This window comes from Pseudomonas sp. (assembly GCF_036404235.1).
Classification (GTDB): domain Bacteria; phylum Pseudomonadota; class Gammaproteobacteria; order Pseudomonadales; family Pseudomonadaceae; genus Aquipseudomonas.
The window spans coordinates 14,365-32,270 of record NZ_DASWOT010000017.1 but is presented as its reverse complement, the minus strand read 5'-3'; the positions used below and the strand labels follow the sequence as shown (position 1 = coordinate 32,270).

The window sequence follows — 17,906 nt, the reverse complement described above, 5'->3', positions numbered from 1 at the left end:
ACGATCAGGCCGTAGCCTTGTCGTCCTTCTTAAGACTTGCCGGCGGCCAGTTGTCCAGGCGCATGCCGAGGGAGAGACCACGAGAAGCCAGAACGTCCTTGATCTCGGTCAAGGATTTCTTGCCCAGGTTCGGAGTCTTTAACAGTTCTACTTCGGTGCGCTGAATCAGGTCGCCGATGTAGTAGATGTTCTCCGCCTTAAGGCAGTTGGCCGAACGTACGGTCAGTTCCAAATCGTCAACCGGACGAAGCAGGATCGGATCGATCTCGTCTTCCTGTTCGACTACCACTGGCTCACTGTCACCTTTGAGGTCGACGAATGCAGCCAACTGCTGTTGCAGAATGGTTGCAGCACGACGAATTGCCTCTTCAGGATCCAGAGTACCGTTGGTTTCCAGATCAATAACCAGCTTGTCCAGGTTGGTACGCTGTTCTACACGGGCGTTTTCCACCACGTATGCGATACGACGAACCGGGCTGAACGAAGAATCGAGCTGCAAGCGACCAATGCTGCGGCTTTCGTCATCATCGCTCTGACGCGAGTCTGCTGGTTCATAACCGCGACCACGAGCTACAACGAGCTTCATGTTCAGGGCGCCGTTAGACGCCAGGTTAGCGATTACGTGATCGGGGTTAACGATCTCGACATCATGATCCAGCTGAATATCGGCAGCGGTAACCACCCCCGAACCCTTCTTCGACAAGGTCAGCGTAACTTCGTCTCGACCGTGCAGCTTGATAGCCAGACCTTTAAGGTTCAACAGGATTTCAATGACATCTTCCTGTACACCTTCGATGGCGCTGTACTCATGGAGTACACCGTCAATCTCGGCCTCGACTACTGCACAGCCGGGCATGGAGGACAACAGGATGCGGCGCAGCGCGTTGCCCAGGGTATGGCCGAAACCACGCTCGAGAGGCTCGAGCGTAATCTTGGCGCGGGTCGGACTGACAACCTGCACATCAATGTGGCGGGGTGTCAGGAACTCATTTACCGAAATCTGCATGGATGCACCTATTTTCTAGCCCTTACTTGGAGTAGAGCTCGACAATCAGGCTTTCGTTGATGTCGGCCGACAGATCACTGCGAGCTGGTACGCTTTTGAAAACGCCAGACTTTTTCTCAGTGTCTACTTCTACCCATTCTACGCGGCCACGTTGGGCACACAGATCGAGAGCCTGCACAATACGCAGCTGGTTCTTCGCTTTTTCACGAATAGCGACTACGTCCCCAGCACGAACCTGGTAGGACGGAACGTTAACGGTTTTGCCGTTGACGCTGACCGACTTGTGCGATACCAGCTGACGAGATTCGGCACGAGTAGAGCCAAAACCCATACGGTATACGACGTTGTCCAGACGGCATTCGAGCAGTTGCAGGAGGTTCTCACCAGTAGCGCCTTTCTTGCCGGCAGCTTCTTTGTAGTAACCACTGAACTGACGCTCGAGAACGCCGTAGATACGACGAACCTTCTGCTTTTCACGCAGCTGAGTACCGTAGTCGGACTGGCGACCACGGCGTTGGCCGTGAATACCAGGAGCTGCTTCGATGTTGCACTTGGATTCGATAGCGCGAACGCCGCTCTTCAAAAAGAGATCGGTGCCTTCACGACGAGCAAGTTTGCATTTTGGACCAATGTAACGAGCCATTTCTTACAGTCTCCTGGATTACACGCGACGCTTCTTCGGCGGACGGCACCCGTTATGCGGGATTGGCGTCACGTCGGTGATGCTGGCGATCTTATAGCCACAGCCGTTCAAAGCACGGACAGCAGACTCACGACCTGGGCCTGGACCTTTGACGTTAACGTCGAGGTTCTTCAGACCGTATTCCAGCGCAGCTTGACCAGCACGTTCAGCAGCTACTTGAGCAGCGAACGGAGTGGACTTGCGTGAACCGCGGAAACCCGAGCCGCCGGAGGTAGCCCAAGAAAGCGCATTACCTTGACGATCGGTGATGGTGACGATTGTGTTGTTAAACGACGCGTGGATGTGGGCGATGCCATCAACCACTGTCTTTTTAACTTTTTTACGAGGACGAGCAGCAGGTTTTGCCATGACTAAATTCCTGTCGATGCGCTGGTGCGATTACTTGCGGATCGGCTTACGCGGACCTTTGCGAGTACGCGCGTTGGTCTTGGTACGCTGACCGCGTACTGGAAGACCACGACGATGGCGCAGACCGCGATAGCAGCCCAAATCCATCAAGCGCTTGATTTTCATGTTGATTTCGCGACGCAGGTCACCTTCAGTGGTGAACTTCGCCACTTCGCCACGCAGCTGTTCAATCTGCTCGTCGCTCAGATCTTTGATCTTTGCCGCTGGGTTAACCCCAGTGGTCGCACAGATTTTCTGTGCGGTGGTGCGACCAACACCATAGATGTAGGTCAACGAGATAACAGTATGCTTGTTATCTGGAATGTTAACGCCTGCAATACGGGCCATTCAGTGGGACTCCAATTGACAGCTACCTACGCCCCGGAAGCCAAGAAATAGGGCGCGAGATAATATCGCTGTAATAACAAATAATCAACCCAGCAGCGCACTAGCTGCTGGGCTTAAGCACAGATCACACTCAGCCTTGGCGCTGTTTGTGACGTGGTTCCGCGCTGCAAATTACTCGAACAACACCTTCGCGGCGAATAATCTTGCAGTTACGGCACAGCTTTTTCACCGATGCACGAACTTTCATCACCAACTCCTAGAACCTTATGGGTGCTTCAGCGCAGCATGCCGCTGCCGTAGCCCTTCAGGTTGGCTTTCTTCATCAGGGATTCATACTGGTGCGAAACGAGGTGCGATTGCACTTGCGACATAAAGTCCATCACAACCACGACCACGATCAGCAACGAGGTCCCGCCAAGGTAGAACGGAACGTTGGCCGCAACCACAAGAAACTGGGGAAGCAGACACACGGCCGTCATATAAAGAGCACCGAACATGGTCAAACGAGTCAATACGCCATCAATGTAGCGCGCGGACTGCTCACCAGGACGGATACCCGGAATAAAGGCACCGGACTTCTTCAGGTTTTCCGCTACGTCTTTCGGATTGAACATCAACGCCGTATAGAAGAAGCAGAAGAAAATAATCCCTGCACTAAACAGCAGAATATTCAACGGCTGACCCGGAGCGATTGACTGCGAGATGTCCTGCAACCAGCCCATACCTTCAGACTGACCAAACCAGGCACCCAACGAAGCAGGGAACAGCAAAATGCTGCTCGCGAAAATAGCTGGAATAACACCAGCCATATTCACCTTCAGCGGTAGGTGGCTCGTTTGCGCAGCGAAAACCTTACGGCCTTGCTGACGCTTGGCGTAGTGAACAGCAATACGACGCTGACCACGCTCAATGAACACCACGAAACCGATAATCGCTACTGCCAGCAAACCGATGGCGACCAAAGCGAAGATATTGATATCGCCCTGACGAGCAGACTCAAAGGACTGCCCGATCGCTCTCGGAAGACCGGCGACGATACCCGAAAAAATCAACATCGAGATACCGTTGCCAACACCGCGCTCAGTGATCTGCTCGCCCAGCCACATCATGAACAACGCACCAGCCACGAAGGTGGTGACAGCCACAAAATGGAAGCCCAGATCTGCAGAGAACGCAACGCCCTGACCGGCCAGGCCAATGGACATGCCAATAGCTTGAACCAGCGCCAGGACGACGGTGCCATAGCGGGTGTACTGGCTTATCTTGCGACGACCAGCTTCACCTTCCTTCTTCAACTGCTCCAACTGCGGGCTAACAGCGGTCATGAGCTGCATGATGATCGATGCCGAGATATACGGCATGATCCCCAATGCAAAAATACTCATCCGCTCCAACGCACCGCCGGAAAACATGTTGAACAAGCTAAGAATGGTCCCCTCATTCTGTCGAAACAGTTCCGCCAGCCGGTCCGGGTTGATACCTGGAACTGGGATGTGCGCACCTATCCGATAGACGATAATCGCCAGGAACAGGAAACGCAGTCGAGCCCAGAGTTCGGATAACCCGCCTTTGCCGAGCGCTGAGAGAGCACCTTGCTTAGCCATTTATTCCTCGAACTTGCCGCCAGCTGCTTCGATAGCCGCACGCGCACCTTTGGTGGCTGCGATACCTTTTAGGGTGACCGCGCGAGTAACCTCACCGGACAGCATGATTTTCACACGCTGCACGTTTTGGTTGATCACGTTGGCATCCTTCAGAGACTGCACAGTTACAACGCCTTCTACTTTCGCCAGCTCGGAGGTGCGAACTTCCGCACGATCCATAGCCTTCAAAGAGACGAAGCCGAACTTAGGCAGACGACGATGCAACGGCTGTTGGCCGCCTTCGAAGCCCGGTGCGATGGTGCCACCGGAACGGGAGGTCTGACCTTTGTGACCACGGCCACCAGTCTTACCCAAACCGCTACCGATACCACGGCCCGGACGATGCTTCTCGCGGCGGGAACCCGGCGCAGGACTCAGATCATTGAGTTTCATCGATTAACCCTCGACTCGCAGCATGTAGTAAGCCTTGTTGATCATTCCGCGATTTTCGGGAGTATCAACGACTTCTACCGTGTGACCGATACGACGCAGACCCAAACCCTTAATGCACAGTTTGTGGTTAGGGATGCGGCCGGTCATGCTTTTGATCAGCGTGACTTTAACGGTAGCCATGATCAGAAGATCTCCTTGACGTTCAAGCCGCGCTTGGCAGCAATGGACTCAGGGGACTGCATGGCTTTCAAACCCTTGAACGTGGCGTGAACCACGTTTACCGGGTTGGTCGAACCATAGCACTTGGCCAACACGTTCTGAACGCCAGCAACTTCCAGCACTGCGCGCATGGCGCCGCCAGCGATGATGCCAGTACCTTCAGAAGCGGGCTGCATGTACACCTTCGAAGCGCCGTGAGCAGACTTCATTGCGTACTGCAGCGTAGTGCCATTCAGATCAACCTGGATCATGTTACGGCGAGCAGCTTCCATTGCCTTCTGGATCGCAGCAGGCACTTCACGTGACTTGCCACGGCCGAAGCCAACACGGCCCTTACCATCACCAACCACGGTCAACGCGGTGAAAGTGAAGATACGGCCGCCTTTGACGGTTTTGGCTACACGATTAACTTGAACCAGCTTCTCGATGTAACCTTCGTCGCGTTTTTGGTCGTTATTTGACATAACTTAGAACTCCAGCCCGCCTTCACGAGCAGCATCAGCCAGCGCCTTGACGCGGCCGTGGTACTTGAAGCCAGAACGGTCGAAAGCCACTTGCGATACACCGGCGGCTTTCGCACGCTCAGCAATCAGCTGGCCAACCTTAGTGGCCGCGTCGATGTTGCCAGTGGCACCATCACGCAGTTCTTTGTCCAAAGTAGAGGCGTTTGCCAGAACTTTGCTGCCGTCGGCCGAAATGACCTGGGCATAGATGTGCTGCGAAGAGCGGTACACGCAGAGACGCACGACTTCGAGTTCGTGCATTTTCAGGCGTGCTTTGCGAGCGCGACGCAGTCGGGTAACTTTTTTGACGGTCATTTGCTATGCCCTACTTCTTCTTGGCTTCTTTACGACGGACGACTTCGTCCGCGTAACGCACACCTTTGCCTTTATAAGGCTCAGGACGGCGGAAGTCGCGGATCTCAGCGGCCACTTGACCAACCAACTGCTTGTCGATACCCCGGATGAAGATATCGGTCTGGTTGGGCGTCTCAGCGGTGATGCCTTCCGGCAATTCGTAATCCACTGGGTGCGAGAAGCCAAGAGCCAGGTTCAGCACCGTGCCTTTTGCTTGCGCTTTGTAACCAACACCGACCAGCTGGAGCTTACGCTCGAAGCCTTGGCTTACGCCTTGGACCATGTTGTTTACCAACGCACGAGTGGTACCGGCCATTGCGCGAGTTTGTTGATCGCCATTGCGAGCAGCAAAACGCAACTCACCAGCTTCTTCAACAATCTCAACGGACGAATGAATGTTCAGGTCGAGAGTGCCCTTGGCACCCTTCACCGAAAGCTGCTGGCCGACGAGTTTAACTTCGACGCCTGATGGCAACTTAACGGGGTTCTTAGCTACGCGTGACATGCTTATCCCCCCTTAGAACACAGTGCAAAGAACTTCGCCGCCGACACCGGCAGCGCGCGCAGCACGATCCGTCATCACACCTTTGTTGGTGGAGACGATAGACACACCGAGGCCGCCACGAACTTTCGGCAATTCCTCGACGGACTTGTACTGACGCAGGCCTGGACGGCTAACGCGCTTCACTTCCTCGATGACCGGACGGCCTTCGAAGTATTTCAGCTCGATGGACAGCGACGGTTTGATTTCGCTGCTGATCTGATAACCCGCAATGTAACCTTCGTCCTTCAGGACTTTGGCAACTGCTACCTTCAACGTGGAAGATGGCATGCTTACGACGGGCTTTTCAGCCATCTGGGCATTACGGATACGAGTTAGCATGTCCGCTAACGGGTCCTGCATACTCATGGGCTAGACGCTCCTGATACAAAAATAATTAGCCTTGCGGCTACAGCTTTTCGCCGAAAAACTCCGGACACGTGAAGACACGGGCTCTGGCGAGCCGGCAATTCTAGACGTACCCCAGAAATGAATCAAGCCCCAAAAGGGGCTTGATTCCGATTCGAGTCTCGCAATCACCGTTTTCTTTCGAAATTGGCGACCGCGATACAAGAATAACGCCTTACCAGCTGGCTTTAACCAGACCTGGAACGTCGCCACGCATTGCTGCTTGACGCAGCATGTTACGACCGAGGCCGAACTTGCGATAAACGCCGTGTGGGCGACCAGTCAGGCGGCAACGGTTACGCATGCGCGAGGCGCTTGCATCACGAGGCTGCTTTTGCAGGGCTACCTGAGCTTCCCAACGCGCTTCTGGACTTGCGTTCAGATCCACGATGATTGCTTTCAGCTCTGCACGCTTCTTGGCGTACTTGGCGACCGTAAGCTGACGCTTAAGCTCGCGATTTTTCATGCTCGTCTTGGCCATGGTAACTACTCCAATCAGTTGCGGAACGGGAACTTGAAAGCACGCAGCAATGCGCGACCTTCATCGTCCGTACGAGCAGTGGTGGTCAGGGTAATGTCCAGACCGCGCAGAGCATCGATCTTGTCGTAATCGATTTCCGGGAAAATAATCTGCTCTTTCACGCCCATGCTGTAGTTGCCGCGACCATCGAAGGACTTGGCATTCAGGCCGCGAAAGTCGCGAACCCGAGGCAGGGAGATCGACAGCAGACGATCCAGGAATTCGTACATACGGTCACGGCGCAGAGTAACTTTGACGCCGATCGGCCAACCTTCACGGACTTTAAAGCCAGCGATGGATTTCCGAGCATAAGTCACAACGACTTTTTGACCGGTGATCTTTTCCAGGTCAGCTACAGCGTGCTCAATGACTTTTTTGTCACCGATCGCTTCGCCCAGACCCATGTTCAAGGTGATCTTGGTAACGCGCGGAACTTCCATCACGTTCGAAAGCTTAAGTTCTTCCTTAAGTTTCGGAGCGATTTCCTTCCGGTAAATCTCTTTTAGTCGTGCCATGGTCTTCTACCTAGCAGTGTTCAAGCATCAACCGCTTTTTGGGTCGACTTGAAGACACGAATTTTTTTGCCTTCTTCAACTTTGAAACCAACGCGATCAGCCTTGTTGGTTGCACCGTTGAAAATGGCGACGTTAGAAGCGTGCAGTGGCGCTTCTTTCTCGACGATACCGCCCTGTACGCCCGACGCCGGGTTTGGCTTGGTATGACGCTTCACCAGGTTGATACCACCAACGACCAAACGGTCATCAGCGAGAACCTTGAGCACCTTACCGCGCTTACCTTTGTCTTTGCCGGCGATCACGATGATCTCGTCGTCACGACGAATCTTTTGCATGTCGGATCTCCTTACAGCACTTCTGGGGCGAGCGAGACGATCTTCATGAACTTCTCTGTACGAAGTTCACGGGTCACTGGCCCAAAGATACGGGTGCCGATCGGCTCTTGCTTGTTGTTCAAAAGAACAGCAGCGTTGCCATCGAAGCGAATGATGGAGCCGTCTGCACGACGAACGCCGTGGCGAGTGCGGACTACAACAGCAGTCATCACTTGACCTTTCTTCACCTTGCCGCGAGGAATTGCTTCCTTGACGGTCACTTTGATGATGTCACCGATACCAGCGTAACGACGATGAGAGCCACCAAGCACCTTGATGCACATAACACGGCGAGCGCCGCTGTTATCGGCCACATCGAGCATGGATTGAGTCTGAATCATATAATTTCTCCGACCCTTAGCCCTTAGACTTCCACAGCGCGTTCGAGAACATCAACCAACGCCCAAGATTTAGTCTTGGCCAACGGACGAGTTTCACGAATAGTGACCTTGTCGCCGATGTGGCATTGATTGGTTTCGTCGTGCGCGTGCAGCTTAGTCGAACGCTTAACGTATTTACCGTAGATCGGGTGCTTAACGCGACGCTCGATCAGGACGGTGATGGTCTTGTCCATCTTGTCGCTGACAACACGGCCAGTCAGCGTACGGACGGTTTTTTCGGCTTCAGCCATGATTACTTACCTGCCTGCTGGTTGAGCACAGTCTTCACGCGAGCGATGTCACGCTTAACTTGCGAGAGCAGGTGAGACTGCCCCAACTGGCCAGTTGCTTTCTGCATACGCAGATTGAACTGGTCGCGCAGCAAGCCGAGCAGTTGCTCGTTCAGCTGCTGTGCTGATTTTTCACGAAGTTCATTCGCCTTCATCACATCACCGTCCGCTTAACAAAGGAGGTGGCGAGCGGCAGCTTTGCAGCAGCCAGGGCGAAAGCCTCACGCGCCAACTCTTCAGACACACCCTCGATTTCATACAGGACTTTGCCTGGCTGAATCTGGGCAACCCAGTACTCCACGTTACCCTTACCTTTACCCATCCGAACTTCGAGTGGCTTTTTGGTGACGGGCTTGTCCGGGAATACACGGATCCAGATTTTACCGCCACGCTTAACGTGACGGGTCAGAGCACGACGCGCTGACTCAATCTGACGAGCGGTGAGACGACCACGAGCAACAGACTTCAGCGCGAACTCGCCGAAGCTGACTTTGCTACCGCGCAATGCCAAGCCACGGTTGTGGCCTGTCATCTGCTTGCGGAACTTCGTACGCTTTGGTTGCAACATTTGGCGTACCCCTTACTTAGCAGCTTTTTTACGAGGCGCTGGTGCTTGTGGTTTCAGCTCTTCTTGGCGACCACCAATTACTTCGCCTTTGAAGATCCAAACCTTTACACCGATCACACCGTAAGTGGTGTGAGCTTCGTAGTTGGCATAGTCGATGTCGGCACGCAGGGTGTGCAGTGGCACACGCCCTTCGCGATACCATTCAGTACGTGCGATTTCAGCACCGCCGAGACGACCGCTCACTTGGATTTTGATGCCTTTGGCACCAATGCGCATGGCGTTCTGTACTGCGCGCTTCATAGCGCGACGGAACATTACACGACGCTCCAGCTGCTGAGCTACGCTCTGCGCAACCAGCATACCGTCGAGCTCCGGCTTACGGATCTCTTCGATATTGATGTGCACAGGCACACCCATTTGCTTGGTCAGGTCCTGACGCAGCTTCTCAACATCTTCACCTTTCTTGCCGATCACGATGCCGGGACGAGCGGTGTGGATGGTGATGCGTGCAGTCTGAGCCGGACGATGGATATCGATACGGCTTACGGACGCGCTTTTTAATTTGTCTTGGAGATACTCGCGCACCTTCAGATCAGCGAACAAATAGTCCGCATAAGTCCGACCGTCTGCGTACCAGACGGAGGTGTGCTCCTTGACGATTCCCAGGCGAATGCCAATGGGATGTACTTTCTGACCCATCTCTTCGACTCCGTTACTTGTCAGCAACCTTGACAGTGATATGGCAAGACCGCTTGACGATGCGATCAGCACGGCCTTTGGCACGTGGCATGATGCGCTTCAGCGAACGCCCTTCGTTGACGAAAACGGTAGAGACCTTAAGGTCATCAACGTCTGCGCCTTCGTTATGCTCGGCGTTGGCTACGGCCGACTCCAGCACTTTTTTCAGGATCTCGGCGGCTTTCTTACTGCTGAAAGCCAACAGGTTGAGCGCTTCGCCCACCTTCTTCCCGCGGATCTGGTCGGCGACCAAGCGGGCTTTCTGGGCGGAGATTCGAGCGCCCGACAACTTAGCGGCTACTTCCATCGTTCCTTACCCCTTAACGCTTGGCTTTCTTGTCTGCCACGTGCCCACGATATGTGCGGGTACCGGCAAACTCGCCTAGTTTGTGGCCGACCATGTCTTCGTTCACAAGAACTGGAACATGCTGACGACCGTTATGCACTGCAATGGTCAAACCGACCATTTGTGGCAGGATCATCGAACGACGCGACCAGGTTTTAACTGGTTTGCGATCATTCTTTTCCGCCGCCACTTCGATCTTCTTCAGTAGGTGAAGATCGATAAAAGGACCTTTTTTCAGAGAACGTGGCACTGTCGTATCCCTCTATTTACTTGCGACGACGGACGATCATTTTGTCGGTACGCTTATTACCACGAGTCTTCGCGCCCTTAGTCGGGAAGCCCCACGGCGATACCGGATGACGACCACCGGAGGTACGACCTTCACCACCACCATGTGGGTGGTCAACCGGGTTCATGGCAACACCACGAACGGTTGGGCGAACGCCACGCCAGCGTTTGGCACCAGCTTTACCCAGCGAACGCAGACTGTGCTCGGAGTTCGAGACCTCGCCCAGCGTTGCCCGGCATTCCGACAGCACTTTACGCATTTCACCGGAGCGCAGACGCAGGGTCACATAGACACCTTCACGAGCGATCAGCTGAGCCGAAGCACCAGCGGAACGAGCGATCTGTGCACCTTTACCCGGCTTCAATTCGATGCCGTGTACGGTGGAACCCACTGGAATGTTACGCAGTTGCAGAGCGTTACCTGGCTTGATTGGAGCCAGAGCGCCTGCGATCAGCTGGTCGCCAGCACTCACGCCTTTAGGGGCGATTATGTAGCGACGTTCGCCGTCTGCGTACAGCAGCAGAGCGATGTGAGCAGTACGGTTTGGATCGTATTCGATACGCTCAACAGTGGCAGCAATGCCATCTTTGTCGTTGCGACGGAAATCGACCAAACGATAATGCTGCTTATGGCCACCACCAATGTGACGAGTGGTAATACGACCATTGTTGTTACGACCACCAGACTTCGATTTTTTCTCGAGCAGCGGTGCGTGAGGAGCGCCTTTATGCAGCTCCTGGTTGACCACCTTGACCACAAAACGGCGGCCAGGGGAAGTCGGCTTGCATTTAACGATTGCCATGATGCACCCCTTCCTTACTCAGCACTGCTGCTGAAATCGAGATCTTGGCCTGGCTGAAGGGAGATAACTGCCTTCTTCCAGTCATTACGCTTGCCCAGACCGCGAGCAGTGCGCTTACTCTTACCCAGAACATTCAGGGTAGTAACACGCTCTACTTTCACGCTGAACAGGCTTTCGACGGCCTTCTTGATTTCCAGCTTGGTTGCGTCAGTAGCAACCTTGAAAACGAACTGGCCTTTCTTGTCAGCCAGAACCGTGGCCTTCTCGGAAACGTGCGGGCCAAGTAGAACTTTAAATACGCGTTCCTGGTTCATCCCAGCAGCTCCTCGAATTTCTTCACGGCCGACACAGTGATCAACACTTTGTCGTATGCGATCAGACTAACTGGATCGGAACCTTGAACATCACGAACATCTACGTGCGGCAGGTTACGAGCAGCCAGGTACAGATTCTGGTCAACAGCATCAGACACGATCAGAACATCAGTCAGACCCATGCCATTCAGCTTATTCAGCAGATCCTTGGTTTTCGGCGCCTCAACAGCGAAGTCCTGAACCACAACCAAACGATCAGTACGAACCAGTTCAGCAAGGATGGAGCGCAGAGCTGCGCGATACATCTTCTTGTTGAGCTTCTGAGTGTGGTCCTGAGGACGTGCCGCGAAAGTGGTACCGCCGCCACGCCAGATTGGGCTACGGATAGTACCGGCACGAGCACGACCAGTACCCTTCTGACGCCATGGGCGCTTACCGCCACCGGAAACGTCGGAACGGGTCTTTTGCTGTTTGCTACCCTGACGACCGCCAGCCATGTAGGCCACGACCGCCTGGTGAACCAGCGTCTCGTTGAATTCGCCGCCAAATGTCAGTTCGGAAACTTCGATCGCTTGAGCGTCATTTACATTTAATTGCATGTCAGCTTCCCCTTAACCGCGAGCCTTGGCCGCCGGACGTACAACCAGGTTGCCGCCAGTAGCGCCAGGAACAGCGCCCTTAACCAACAACAGATTGCGTTCAGCGTCCACGCGCACCACTTCCAAGGACTGTACGGTCACGCGCTCAGCGCCCATATGACCGGACATTTTTTTGCCCTTGAATACACGACCAGGAGTCTGGCACTGGCCGATAGAGCCCGGGACGCGGTGAGAGACGGAGTTGCCGTGAGTATTATCCTGACCACGGAAATTGTGGCGTTTGATCGTACCCTGGAAACCTTTACCCTTGGACTGACCGGTCACATCGACCATCTGACCAGCAGCGAAGATTTCAGCATTGATCAAATCGCCAGCCTGGTAATCGCCTTCTTCAAGACGGAATTCCCAGACACCGCGGCCAGCGGCAACGTTTGCCTTGGCGAAGTGACCTGCTTGAGCAGCAGTCACGCGCGAAGCACGACGCTCACCGACAGTGACTTGCACTGCACGATAGCCATCGGTTTCTTCGGTTTTGAACTGAGTGACGCGATTCGGCTCGATCTCAATGACCGTAACCGGAATGGAGACACCTTCTTCGGTGAAAATACGGGTCATACCGCATTTACGACCGACTACACCAATAGTCATGTTGTAAACCTCATGAGTGTACGGGGCTTTCACCCGCTATGGCCGCCCATTTCAGAGCGTTACACGACTAAGACCCAAGTCTTAGCCGAGGCTGATCTGCACTTCCACACCGGCCGCAAGGTCAAGCTTCATAAGTGCGTCAACGGTTTTATCCGTTGGCTGGACAATGTCCAGAACACGCTTATGAGTGCGGATCTCGTACTGGTCGCGCGCGTCTTTGTTGACGTGCGGAGAAACCAGAACAGTGAACCGCTCTTTACGGGTAGGCAATGGAATTGGACCACGCACTTGAGCACCAGTACGTTTCGCGGTTTCCACGATTTCCTGGGTGGATTGGTCGATCAGGCGATGGTCAAAAGCCTTCAACCTGATACGGATTTGCTGATTTTGCATTGGATTTCAGACTCCAGGCTACTTCCCACCGAGCGCAATACGCCCGTTAAAAGGAGGCGCAATTCTATAGACGAGCCAACAGGGTGTCAACCCAATAAAAAAGCCCCCGCAAGCGGGGGCTTTTTTTCAAATCGTCACTTACGCGACGATTTTGGCCACGACGCCAGCGCCGACGGTACGACCGCCTTCACGAATTGCGAAACGCAGACCATCTTCCATTGCGATTGGCTTGATCAGGGTAACGTTAACTTTAACGTTGTCACCTGGCATAACCATTTCCACGCCTTCCGGCAGTTCGCAGCTACCAGTTACGTCAGTAGTACGGAAGTAGAACTGTGGACGGTAGCCCTTGAAGAACGGAGTGTGACGACCGCCTTCTTCCTTGCTCAGAACATAGATTTCTGCTTCGAACTGAGTGTGCGGCTTAACAGTACCCGGCTTAACCAGAACCTGACCACGCTCAACGTCGTCACGCTTGGTACCACGCAGCAGAACGCCGCAGTTCTCACCAGCACGACCTTCGTCCAGCAGCTTGCGGAACATCTCAACGCCAGTACAAGTAGTCTTGGTGGTGTCACGCAGACCCACGATTTCTACTTCTTCCTGGATCTTGATAACTCCACGCTCAACACGCCCAGTCACAACGGTACCGCGACCCGAGATCGAGAAGACGTCTTCGATTGGCATCAGGAACGGCTTATCGATCGCACGAACTGGCTCTGGAATGTAGCTATCCAGTGTCTCAACCAGCTTACGAACGGCAGTAGTACCCATTTCGTTGTCGTCTTGACCGTTCAGGGCCATCAGAGCAGAACCGATGATGATCGGAGTGTCGTCACCCGGGAAATCGTAAGTGCTGAGCAGATCGCGCACTTCCATTTCAACCAGCTCCAGCAACTCAGCGTCGTCAACCATGTCAGCCTTGTTCAGGAAGACAACGATGTACGGAACACCAACCTGACGAGACAACAGGATGTGCTCGCGAGTCTGAGGCATCGGACCATCGGCAGCCGAACAAACCAGAATCGCGCCATCCATCTGCGCAGCACCAGTGATCATGTTTTTTACATAGTCGGCGTGACCTGGGCAGTCAACGTGCGCGTAGTGACGAACGGCCGAATCGTATTCAACGTGAGCTGTGTTGATGGTGATACCACGAGCTTTTTCTTCTGGCGCGCTGTCGATTTTATCGAAATCGACTTTAGCCGAACCGAATACTTCGGAGCAGACACGAGTCAGAGCAGCAGTCAGAGTGGTTTTACCGTGGTCAACGTGACCAATGGTGCCGACGTTGACGTGCGGTTTGTTACGTTCAAATTTTTCTTTAGCCACGACAGTGAACTCCTAGCCTAAAGGGGCTGAATCAGCCTTGTTTTTTAACGATAGCTTCGACGATATTCGACGGAGCTTCGGAGTATTTGGAGAATTCCATAGAGTAGCTCGCGCGACCCTGGGACATGGAGCGAACGTCGGTCGCATAACCGAACATCTCACCCAACGGTACTTCGGCGCGAATCACTTTGCCAGAAACCGTATCTTCCATACCCTGGATCAGACCACGACGACGGTTCAGGTCACCCATCACGTCACCCATGTAGTCCTCAGGTGTTACAACTTCTACTTTCATGATCGGCTCAAGCACTACAGCGCCGCCCTTAGCGGACAACTGCTTGGTCGCCATGGAAGCAGCCACCTTGAACGCCATCTCGTTGGAGTCGACGTCGTGGTAAGAACCATCGAAAACGGTAGCCTTCAGGCCGATCAGCGGATAGCCGGCAACAACACCGTTCTTCATCTGCTCTTCGATACCCTTCTGGATAGCAGGGATGTATTCCTTAGGAACAACACCACCAACCACTTCGTTCACGAATTGCAGACCTTCCTGACCTTCGTCAGCCGGTGCAAAACGAATCCAGCAATGGCCGAACTGACCACGACCGCCGGATTGACGAACGAACTTGCCTTCGATCTCACAGGACTTCGTGATCTTCTCACGATAGGAAACCTGTGGCTTGCCGATGTTGGCTTCGACGTTGAACTCGCGGCGCATCCGATCAACCAGGATGTCCAAGTGCAATTCGCCCATGCCAGAGATGATCGTTTGACCAGTCTCTTCATCAGTCTTGACGCGGAAAGATGGATCTTCCTGAGCAAGCTTGCCCAGAGCGATACCCATTTTTTCCTGGTCGTCCTTGGTTTTAGGCTCAACAGCAACCGAAATAACCGGCTCCGGAAAGTCCATACGAACAAGGATGATTGGCTTGTCAGCCGAGCAAAGGGTATCACCTGTGGTGACGTCCTTCATGCCGATCAGAGCCGCGATGTCGCCAGCGCGCACTTCCTTGATCTCTTCACGGGTGTTCGCATGCATTTGAACCATACGACCAACACGCTCTTTCTTGCCTTTTACCGAGTTGATCACGCCGTCGCCGGAGCTCAACACGCCCGAATAAACACGAGCAAAGGTCAAAGTACCCACGAACGGGTCGGTAGCAATCTTGAACGCTAGAGCAGAGAACGGCTCGTTGTCATCTGCATGACGCTCCATCTCAACAGTCTCGTCATCTGGGTCGGAACCCTTGATAGCAGGAATGTCGACAGGTGCAGGCAGGTAGTCGATGACAGCGTCGAGAACAAGAGGGACACCCTTGTTCTTGAACGAAGAACCGCAAACAGCCAGAACGATTTCACCAGCGATAGTACGCTGACGCAGAGCGCCCTTGATTTCCTCGACGGTGAGTTCTTCACCCTCAAGATACTTGTTCATCAGCTCTTCAGTAGCCTCGGCCGCAGCCTCAACCATGTTGCCGCGCCACTCTTCAGCCAACTCCTGCAACTCTGCTGGAATAGCCTCACGACGAGGAGCCATACCTTTGTCAGCATCATCCCAGTAAACAGCTTCCATGGAGATCAAGTCGATCTGCCCCTGGAAGTTATCTTCGGCACCGATAGCCAACTGGATTGGGACCGGGGTGTGCCCCAGACGCTGCTTGATCTGACCGATCACGCGCAGGAAGTTCGCACCAGCACGGTCCATCTTGTTTACATAAACAAGACGTGGAACGCCGTATTTGTTGGCCTGACGCCATACGGTTTCCGACTGAGGCTCAACACCAGAGGTACCACAGAAAACAACAACCGCACCATCGAGAACACGCAGCGAGCGCTCTACCTCAATCGTGAAGTCAACGTGGCCAGGGGTGTCGATGATGTTGAAGCGATATTTGTCAAACTGCTTGGTAGAACCCGACCAAAAAGCCGTGGTCGCAGCGGAGGTGATGGTAATACCACGCTCCTGCTCCTGCACCATCCAGTCCATGGTCGCGGCGCCATCATGCACCTCGCCCATTTTGTGGTTTACGCCAGTGTAAAAAAGGACGCGCTCGGTCGTGGTGGTTTTACCAGCATCGACGTGAGCAACGATACCGATATTACGGTAGCGGTTAATCGGAGTAGTACGAGCCATAAAGCCCTCGCAAAATTAGTGACGCTGAAATTAGAAGCGGTAGTGCGAGAAAGCCTTGTTGGCCTCAGCCATACGATGCACGTCTTCACGCTTCTTAACTGCAGCACCTTTACCTTCGGCGGCGTCCAACAGTTCGCCAGCCAAACGCAGAGCCATAGACTTCTCACCGCGCTTGCGCGCGAAGTCTACCAGCCAACGCATTGCCAAGGCATTACGACGGGACGGACGAACTTCAACCGGAACCTGGTAAGTAGCACCGCCTACACGGCGCGACTTTACTTCGACCAGCGGAGCGATGGCGTCGAGAGCTTTCTCGAAGATTTCCAGGGGGTCGCTGTTCTTGCGTTCTTTAACCTTTTCCAGCGCGCCATAAACGATACGTTCGGCCACGGCTTTTTTGCCGCTTTCCATTACGTGGTTCATGAACTTGGCCAGGATTTGGCTGCCGTACTTTGGATCGTCAAGCACTTCGCGCTTGGCTGCTACGCGTCTTCTTGGCATGGATAAGCCCTCAAACGGTCTTCAGGTTCGCTCGGAATCAGTACCCTTTTCAGGGCGCCTCCGACCTTACTCTTATCGACTCAGAAAATAAGATGATTCAGTTTTTACAAAAAGCCACTACTACTTAGGCTTTTTGGTACCGTACTTCGAACGACCCTGGTTACGACCTTTAACGCCGGAGGTATCCAAGGAGCCGCGAACGGTGTGGTAACGAACACCCGGCAAGTCTTTTACACGACCACCGCGAATCAACACGACACTGTGCTCTTGCAGGTTGTGGCCTTCACCGCCGATATACGAGGAAACCTCGAAACCGTTGGTCAGACGCACACGGCATACTTTACGCAGTGCCGAGTTAGGTTTTTTCGGCGTGGTGGTATACACACGAGTGCATACGCCACGACGTTGCGGGCAGTTCTGCAGCGCAGGCACGTCGGATTTCTCGACGATACGCTTACGCGGCTGACGTACCAGCTGGTTGATAGTTGCCATCTACTAGCTCCACTGTTGTCTTGCGACGCTATTGTCTTACAAGAAAAGCAAAATGGCAGGACACGCGTCCCGCCAAATTTAGGGGTACAAGAGTCTAAAGAGGATCTCTTTCCCCGTCAAGGCAAAGCCCCGACCTTCACAACCATCCGCTGACAGCAAATAGCCT

31 protein-coding genes are annotated in these 17,906 nt (G+C 53.9%); all 31 read right to left on the bottom strand.

Annotated features, from left to right (window positions below):
* Positions 1 to 4: 4 nt before the first annotated feature.
* Positions 5 to 1,006, bottom strand: coding sequence for a DNA-directed RNA polymerase subunit alpha (locus tag VGC62_RS02150; protein WP_331185432.1), 1,002 nt, complete (start codon positions 1,004 to 1,006; stop codon positions 5 to 7).
* 22 nt (positions 1,007 to 1,028) lie between these two features.
* On the bottom strand, positions 1,029 to 1,649 hold the full coding sequence (gene rpsD, locus VGC62_RS02145; RefSeq protein ID WP_037017742.1) for a 30S ribosomal protein S4: 621 nt from the start codon (positions 1,647 to 1,649) through the stop codon (positions 1,029 to 1,031).
* A gap of 18 nt (positions 1,650 to 1,667) precedes the next feature.
* Positions 1,668 to 2,057, bottom strand: coding sequence for a 30S ribosomal protein S11 (gene rpsK / locus VGC62_RS02140; protein WP_002555466.1), 390 nt, complete (start codon positions 2,055 to 2,057; stop codon positions 1,668 to 1,670).
* Between the two features lie 30 nt (positions 2,058 to 2,087).
* Positions 2,088 to 2,444 carry a 30S ribosomal protein S13 gene (gene rpsM / locus VGC62_RS02135; RefSeq protein WP_004883692.1) on the bottom strand — a complete coding sequence of 119 codons (357 nt, stop codon included), beginning with the start codon at positions 2,442 to 2,444 and terminating at the stop codon, positions 2,088 to 2,090.
* A gap of 130 nt (positions 2,445 to 2,574) precedes the next feature.
* Positions 2,575 to 2,691 carry a 50S ribosomal protein L36 gene (rpmJ, locus tag VGC62_RS02130; RefSeq protein WP_002555468.1) on the bottom strand — a complete coding sequence of 39 codons (117 nt, stop codon included), beginning with the start codon at positions 2,689 to 2,691 and terminating at the stop codon, positions 2,575 to 2,577.
* Between the two features lie 28 nt (positions 2,692 to 2,719).
* Complete coding sequence (gene secY, locus VGC62_RS02125; protein WP_331185431.1) at positions 2,720 to 4,048, bottom strand: preprotein translocase subunit SecY; 1,329 nt, start codon at positions 4,046 to 4,048, stop codon at positions 2,720 to 2,722.
* Positions 4,049 to 4,480 (bottom strand): 50S ribosomal protein L15, encoded by a 432-nt coding sequence (rplO, locus tag VGC62_RS02120; RefSeq protein ID WP_037017733.1) that lies wholly within the window; start codon positions 4,478 to 4,480, stop codon positions 4,049 to 4,051.
* A gap of 3 nt (positions 4,481 to 4,483) precedes the next feature.
* Positions 4,484 to 4,660: a 50S ribosomal protein L30 gene (gene rpmD, locus VGC62_RS02115; RefSeq protein ID WP_265388108.1), complete on the bottom strand. Its 177-nt coding sequence runs from the start codon at positions 4,658 to 4,660 to the stop codon at positions 4,484 to 4,486.
* 2 nt (positions 4,661 to 4,662) lie between these two features.
* Positions 4,663 to 5,163 (bottom strand): 30S ribosomal protein S5, encoded by a 501-nt coding sequence (rpsE, locus tag VGC62_RS02110; RefSeq protein ID WP_093514287.1) that lies wholly within the window; start codon positions 5,161 to 5,163, stop codon positions 4,663 to 4,665.
* A 3-nt stretch (positions 5,164 to 5,166) separates the two neighbouring features.
* The gene (rplR, locus tag VGC62_RS02105; RefSeq protein WP_037017727.1) at positions 5,167 to 5,517 is read right to left on the bottom strand and encodes a 50S ribosomal protein L18; all 351 of its coding nucleotides are present in this window, start codon (positions 5,515 to 5,517) and stop codon (positions 5,167 to 5,169) included.
* 10 nt (positions 5,518 to 5,527) lie between these two features.
* Positions 5,528 to 6,061: a 50S ribosomal protein L6 gene (rplF, locus tag VGC62_RS02100; RefSeq protein WP_032626504.1), complete on the bottom strand. Its 534-nt coding sequence runs from the start codon at positions 6,059 to 6,061 to the stop codon at positions 5,528 to 5,530.
* A 12-nt stretch (positions 6,062 to 6,073) separates the two neighbouring features.
* Positions 6,074 to 6,466 carry a 30S ribosomal protein S8 gene (gene rpsH / locus VGC62_RS02095; RefSeq protein ID WP_331185430.1) on the bottom strand — a complete coding sequence of 131 codons (393 nt, stop codon included), beginning with the start codon at positions 6,464 to 6,466 and terminating at the stop codon, positions 6,074 to 6,076.
* A 214-nt stretch (positions 6,467 to 6,680) separates the two neighbouring features.
* A complete protein-coding gene (gene rpsN / locus VGC62_RS02090) occupies positions 6,681 to 6,986 on the bottom strand; it encodes a 30S ribosomal protein S14 (RefSeq protein ID WP_331185429.1) in 306 nt (101 codons plus the stop codon).
* Between the two features lie 14 nt (positions 6,987 to 7,000).
* A complete protein-coding gene (rplE, locus tag VGC62_RS02085) occupies positions 7,001 to 7,540 on the bottom strand; it encodes a 50S ribosomal protein L5 (RefSeq protein ID WP_020290700.1) in 540 nt (179 codons plus the stop codon).
* Positions 7,541 to 7,560: 20 nt separating this feature from the next.
* A complete protein-coding gene (gene rplX, locus VGC62_RS02080; RefSeq protein ID WP_268798237.1) occupies positions 7,561 to 7,875 on the bottom strand; it encodes a 50S ribosomal protein L24 in 315 nt (104 codons plus the stop codon).
* Between the two features lie 11 nt (positions 7,876 to 7,886).
* Positions 7,887 to 8,255: a 50S ribosomal protein L14 gene (rplN, locus tag VGC62_RS02075; protein ID WP_002555479.1), complete on the bottom strand. Its 369-nt coding sequence runs from the start codon at positions 8,253 to 8,255 to the stop codon at positions 7,887 to 7,889.
* Positions 8,256 to 8,278: 23 nt separating this feature from the next.
* A complete protein-coding gene (gene rpsQ / locus VGC62_RS02070) occupies positions 8,279 to 8,545 on the bottom strand; it encodes a 30S ribosomal protein S17 (RefSeq protein WP_003176419.1) in 267 nt (88 codons plus the stop codon).
* Between the two features lie 2 nt (positions 8,546 to 8,547).
* Positions 8,548 to 8,739, bottom strand: coding sequence for a 50S ribosomal protein L29 (rpmC, locus tag VGC62_RS02065; RefSeq protein ID WP_002555481.1), 192 nt, complete (start codon positions 8,737 to 8,739; stop codon positions 8,548 to 8,550).
* A complete protein-coding gene (rplP, locus tag VGC62_RS02060; protein ID WP_003186052.1) occupies positions 8,739 to 9,152 on the bottom strand; it encodes a 50S ribosomal protein L16 in 414 nt (137 codons plus the stop codon). The genes rpmC and rplP overlap by 1 nt, the downstream gene beginning before the upstream one ends.
* A gap of 12 nt (positions 9,153 to 9,164) precedes the next feature.
* Complete coding sequence (gene rpsC / locus VGC62_RS02055) at positions 9,165 to 9,851, bottom strand: 30S ribosomal protein S3 (RefSeq protein WP_003176422.1); 687 nt, start codon at positions 9,849 to 9,851, stop codon at positions 9,165 to 9,167.
* Between the two features lie 13 nt (positions 9,852 to 9,864).
* On the bottom strand, positions 9,865 to 10,197 hold the full coding sequence (gene rplV / locus VGC62_RS02050; RefSeq protein WP_002555485.1) for a 50S ribosomal protein L22: 333 nt from the start codon (positions 10,195 to 10,197) through the stop codon (positions 9,865 to 9,867).
* Between the two features lie 13 nt (positions 10,198 to 10,210).
* Entirely contained in the window at positions 10,211 to 10,486 is a 276-nt protein-coding gene (gene rpsS, locus VGC62_RS02045; protein ID WP_002555486.1) for a 30S ribosomal protein S19, read from the bottom strand.
* A 16-nt stretch (positions 10,487 to 10,502) separates the two neighbouring features.
* Positions 10,503 to 11,327 carry a 50S ribosomal protein L2 gene (rplB, locus tag VGC62_RS02040; protein WP_003317104.1) on the bottom strand — a complete coding sequence of 275 codons (825 nt, stop codon included), beginning with the start codon at positions 11,325 to 11,327 and terminating at the stop codon, positions 10,503 to 10,505.
* Between the two features lie 14 nt (positions 11,328 to 11,341).
* The gene (gene rplW / locus VGC62_RS02035; RefSeq protein ID WP_002555488.1) at positions 11,342 to 11,641 is read right to left on the bottom strand and encodes a 50S ribosomal protein L23; all 300 of its coding nucleotides are present in this window, start codon (positions 11,639 to 11,641) and stop codon (positions 11,342 to 11,344) included.
* Positions 11,638 to 12,240: a 50S ribosomal protein L4 gene (gene rplD, locus VGC62_RS02030; RefSeq protein WP_125831864.1), complete on the bottom strand. Its 603-nt coding sequence runs from the start codon at positions 12,238 to 12,240 to the stop codon at positions 11,638 to 11,640. Before rplD ends, rplW begins: the two co-directional genes overlap by 4 nt.
* A 12-nt stretch (positions 12,241 to 12,252) precedes the next feature.
* Positions 12,253 to 12,888 (bottom strand): 50S ribosomal protein L3, encoded by a 636-nt coding sequence (rplC, locus tag VGC62_RS02025; RefSeq protein WP_268798241.1) that lies wholly within the window; start codon positions 12,886 to 12,888, stop codon positions 12,253 to 12,255.
* An 81-nt stretch (positions 12,889 to 12,969) separates the two neighbouring features.
* Positions 12,970 to 13,281: a 30S ribosomal protein S10 gene (gene rpsJ, locus VGC62_RS02020; protein ID WP_003186070.1), complete on the bottom strand. Its 312-nt coding sequence runs from the start codon at positions 13,279 to 13,281 to the stop codon at positions 12,970 to 12,972.
* A 138-nt stretch (positions 13,282 to 13,419) separates the two neighbouring features.
* Positions 13,420 to 14,613, bottom strand: coding sequence for an elongation factor Tu (tuf, locus tag VGC62_RS02015; protein ID WP_331185428.1), 1,194 nt, complete (start codon positions 14,611 to 14,613; stop codon positions 13,420 to 13,422).
* Positions 14,614 to 14,644: 31 nt separating this feature from the next.
* Positions 14,645 to 16,747, bottom strand: coding sequence for an elongation factor G (gene fusA / locus VGC62_RS02010; RefSeq protein ID WP_331185427.1), 2,103 nt, complete (start codon positions 16,745 to 16,747; stop codon positions 14,645 to 14,647).
* A gap of 30 nt (positions 16,748 to 16,777) precedes the next feature.
* A complete protein-coding gene (rpsG, locus tag VGC62_RS02005; RefSeq protein ID WP_002555493.1) occupies positions 16,778 to 17,248 on the bottom strand; it encodes a 30S ribosomal protein S7 in 471 nt (156 codons plus the stop codon).
* Between the two features lie 120 nt (positions 17,249 to 17,368).
* Positions 17,369 to 17,740 carry a 30S ribosomal protein S12 gene (gene rpsL, locus VGC62_RS02000; protein ID WP_002555494.1) on the bottom strand — a complete coding sequence of 124 codons (372 nt, stop codon included), beginning with the start codon at positions 17,738 to 17,740 and terminating at the stop codon, positions 17,369 to 17,371.
* Positions 17,741 to 17,906 lie beyond the last annotated feature (166 nt).

Coding starts and splice junctions, on each gene's coding strand:
- rpmD (WP_265388108.1), bottom strand. CDS start 4,660: ATGGCTACCGTTAAAGTCACGCTGATCAAAAGCATGACCGGCCGCATC.
- rpsG (WP_002555493.1), bottom strand. CDS start 17,248: ATGCCAAGAAGACGCGTAGCAGCCAAGCGCGAAGTGCTTGACGATCCA.
- rpsD (WP_037017742.1), bottom strand. CDS start 1,649: ATGGCTCGTTACATTGGTCCAAAATGCAAACTTGCTCGTCGTGAAGGC.
- VGC62_RS02150 (WP_331185432.1), bottom strand. CDS start 1,006: ATGCAGATTTCGGTAAATGAGTTCCTGACACCCCGCCACATTGATGTG.
- rplO (WP_037017733.1), bottom strand. CDS start 4,480: ATGAAACTCAATGATCTGAGTCCTGCGCCGGGTTCCCGCCGCGAGAAG.
- rpsJ (WP_003186070.1), bottom strand. CDS start 13,281: ATGCAAAATCAGCAAATCCGTATCAGGTTGAAGGCTTTTGACCATCGC.
- rplV (WP_002555485.1), bottom strand. CDS start 10,197: ATGGAAGTAGCCGCTAAGTTGTCGGGCGCTCGAATCTCCGCCCAGAAA.
- rplF (WP_032626504.1), bottom strand. CDS start 6,061: ATGTCACGCGTAGCTAAGAACCCCGTTAAGTTGCCATCAGGCGTCGAA.
- rplD (WP_125831864.1), bottom strand. CDS start 12,240: ATGCAATTAAATGTAAATGACGCTCAAGCGATCGAAGTTTCCGAACTG.
- rplX (WP_268798237.1), bottom strand. CDS start 7,875: ATGCAAAAGATTCGTCGTGACGACGAGATCATCGTGATCGCCGGCAAA.
- rpsC (WP_003176422.1), bottom strand. CDS start 9,851: ATGGGTCAGAAAGTACATCCCATTGGCATTCGCCTGGGAATCGTCAAG.
- rpsH (WP_331185430.1), bottom strand. CDS start 6,466: ATGAGTATGCAGGACCCGTTAGCGGACATGCTAACTCGTATCCGTAAT.
- rpmJ (WP_002555468.1), bottom strand. CDS start 2,691: ATGAAAGTTCGTGCATCGGTGAAAAAGCTGTGCCGTAACTGCAAGATT.
- rpsE (WP_093514287.1), bottom strand. CDS start 5,163: ATGTCAAATAACGACCAAAAACGCGACGAAGGTTACATCGAGAAGCTG.
- rpsQ (WP_003176419.1), bottom strand. CDS start 8,545: ATGGCTGAAGCCGAAAAAACCGTCCGTACGCTGACTGGCCGTGTTGTC.
- rplB (WP_003317104.1), bottom strand. CDS start 11,327: ATGGCAATCGTTAAATGCAAGCCGACTTCCCCTGGCCGCCGTTTTGTG.
- rpsL (WP_002555494.1), bottom strand. CDS start 17,740: ATGGCAACTATCAACCAGCTGGTACGTCAGCCGCGTAAGCGTATCGTC.
- rpsN (WP_331185429.1), bottom strand. CDS start 6,986: ATGGCCAAGACGAGCATGAAAAATCGCGAGCTTAAGCGTCAGCTTACG.
- secY (WP_331185431.1), bottom strand. CDS start 4,048: ATGGCTAAGCAAGGTGCTCTCTCAGCGCTCGGCAAAGGCGGGTTATCC.
- rplW (WP_002555488.1), bottom strand. CDS start 11,641: ATGAACCAGGAACGCGTATTTAAAGTTCTACTTGGCCCGCACGTTTCC.
- rplN (WP_002555479.1), bottom strand. CDS start 8,255: ATGATTCAGACTCAATCCATGCTCGATGTGGCCGATAACAGCGGCGCT.
- rplR (WP_037017727.1), bottom strand. CDS start 5,517: ATGACCGTCAAAAAAGTTACCCGACTGCGTCGCGCTCGCAAAGCACGC.
- rplE (WP_020290700.1), bottom strand. CDS start 7,540: ATGGCACGACTAAAAGAGATTTACCGGAAGGAAATCGCTCCGAAACTT.
- fusA (WP_331185427.1), bottom strand. CDS start 16,747: ATGGCTCGTACTACTCCGATTAACCGCTACCGTAATATCGGTATCGTT.
- rplC (WP_268798241.1), bottom strand. CDS start 12,888: ATGACTATTGGTGTAGTCGGTCGTAAATGCGGTATGACCCGTATTTTC.
- rpmC (WP_002555481.1), bottom strand. CDS start 8,739: ATGAAGGCGAATGAACTTCGTGAAAAATCAGCACAGCAGCTGAACGAG.
- rplP (WP_003186052.1), bottom strand. CDS start 9,152: ATGTTGCAACCAAAGCGTACGAAGTTCCGCAAGCAGATGACAGGCCAC.
- rpsK (WP_002555466.1), bottom strand. CDS start 2,057: ATGGCAAAACCTGCTGCTCGTCCTCGTAAAAAAGTTAAAAAGACAGTG.
- rpsM (WP_004883692.1), bottom strand. CDS start 2,444: ATGGCCCGTATTGCAGGCGTTAACATTCCAGATAACAAGCATACTGTT.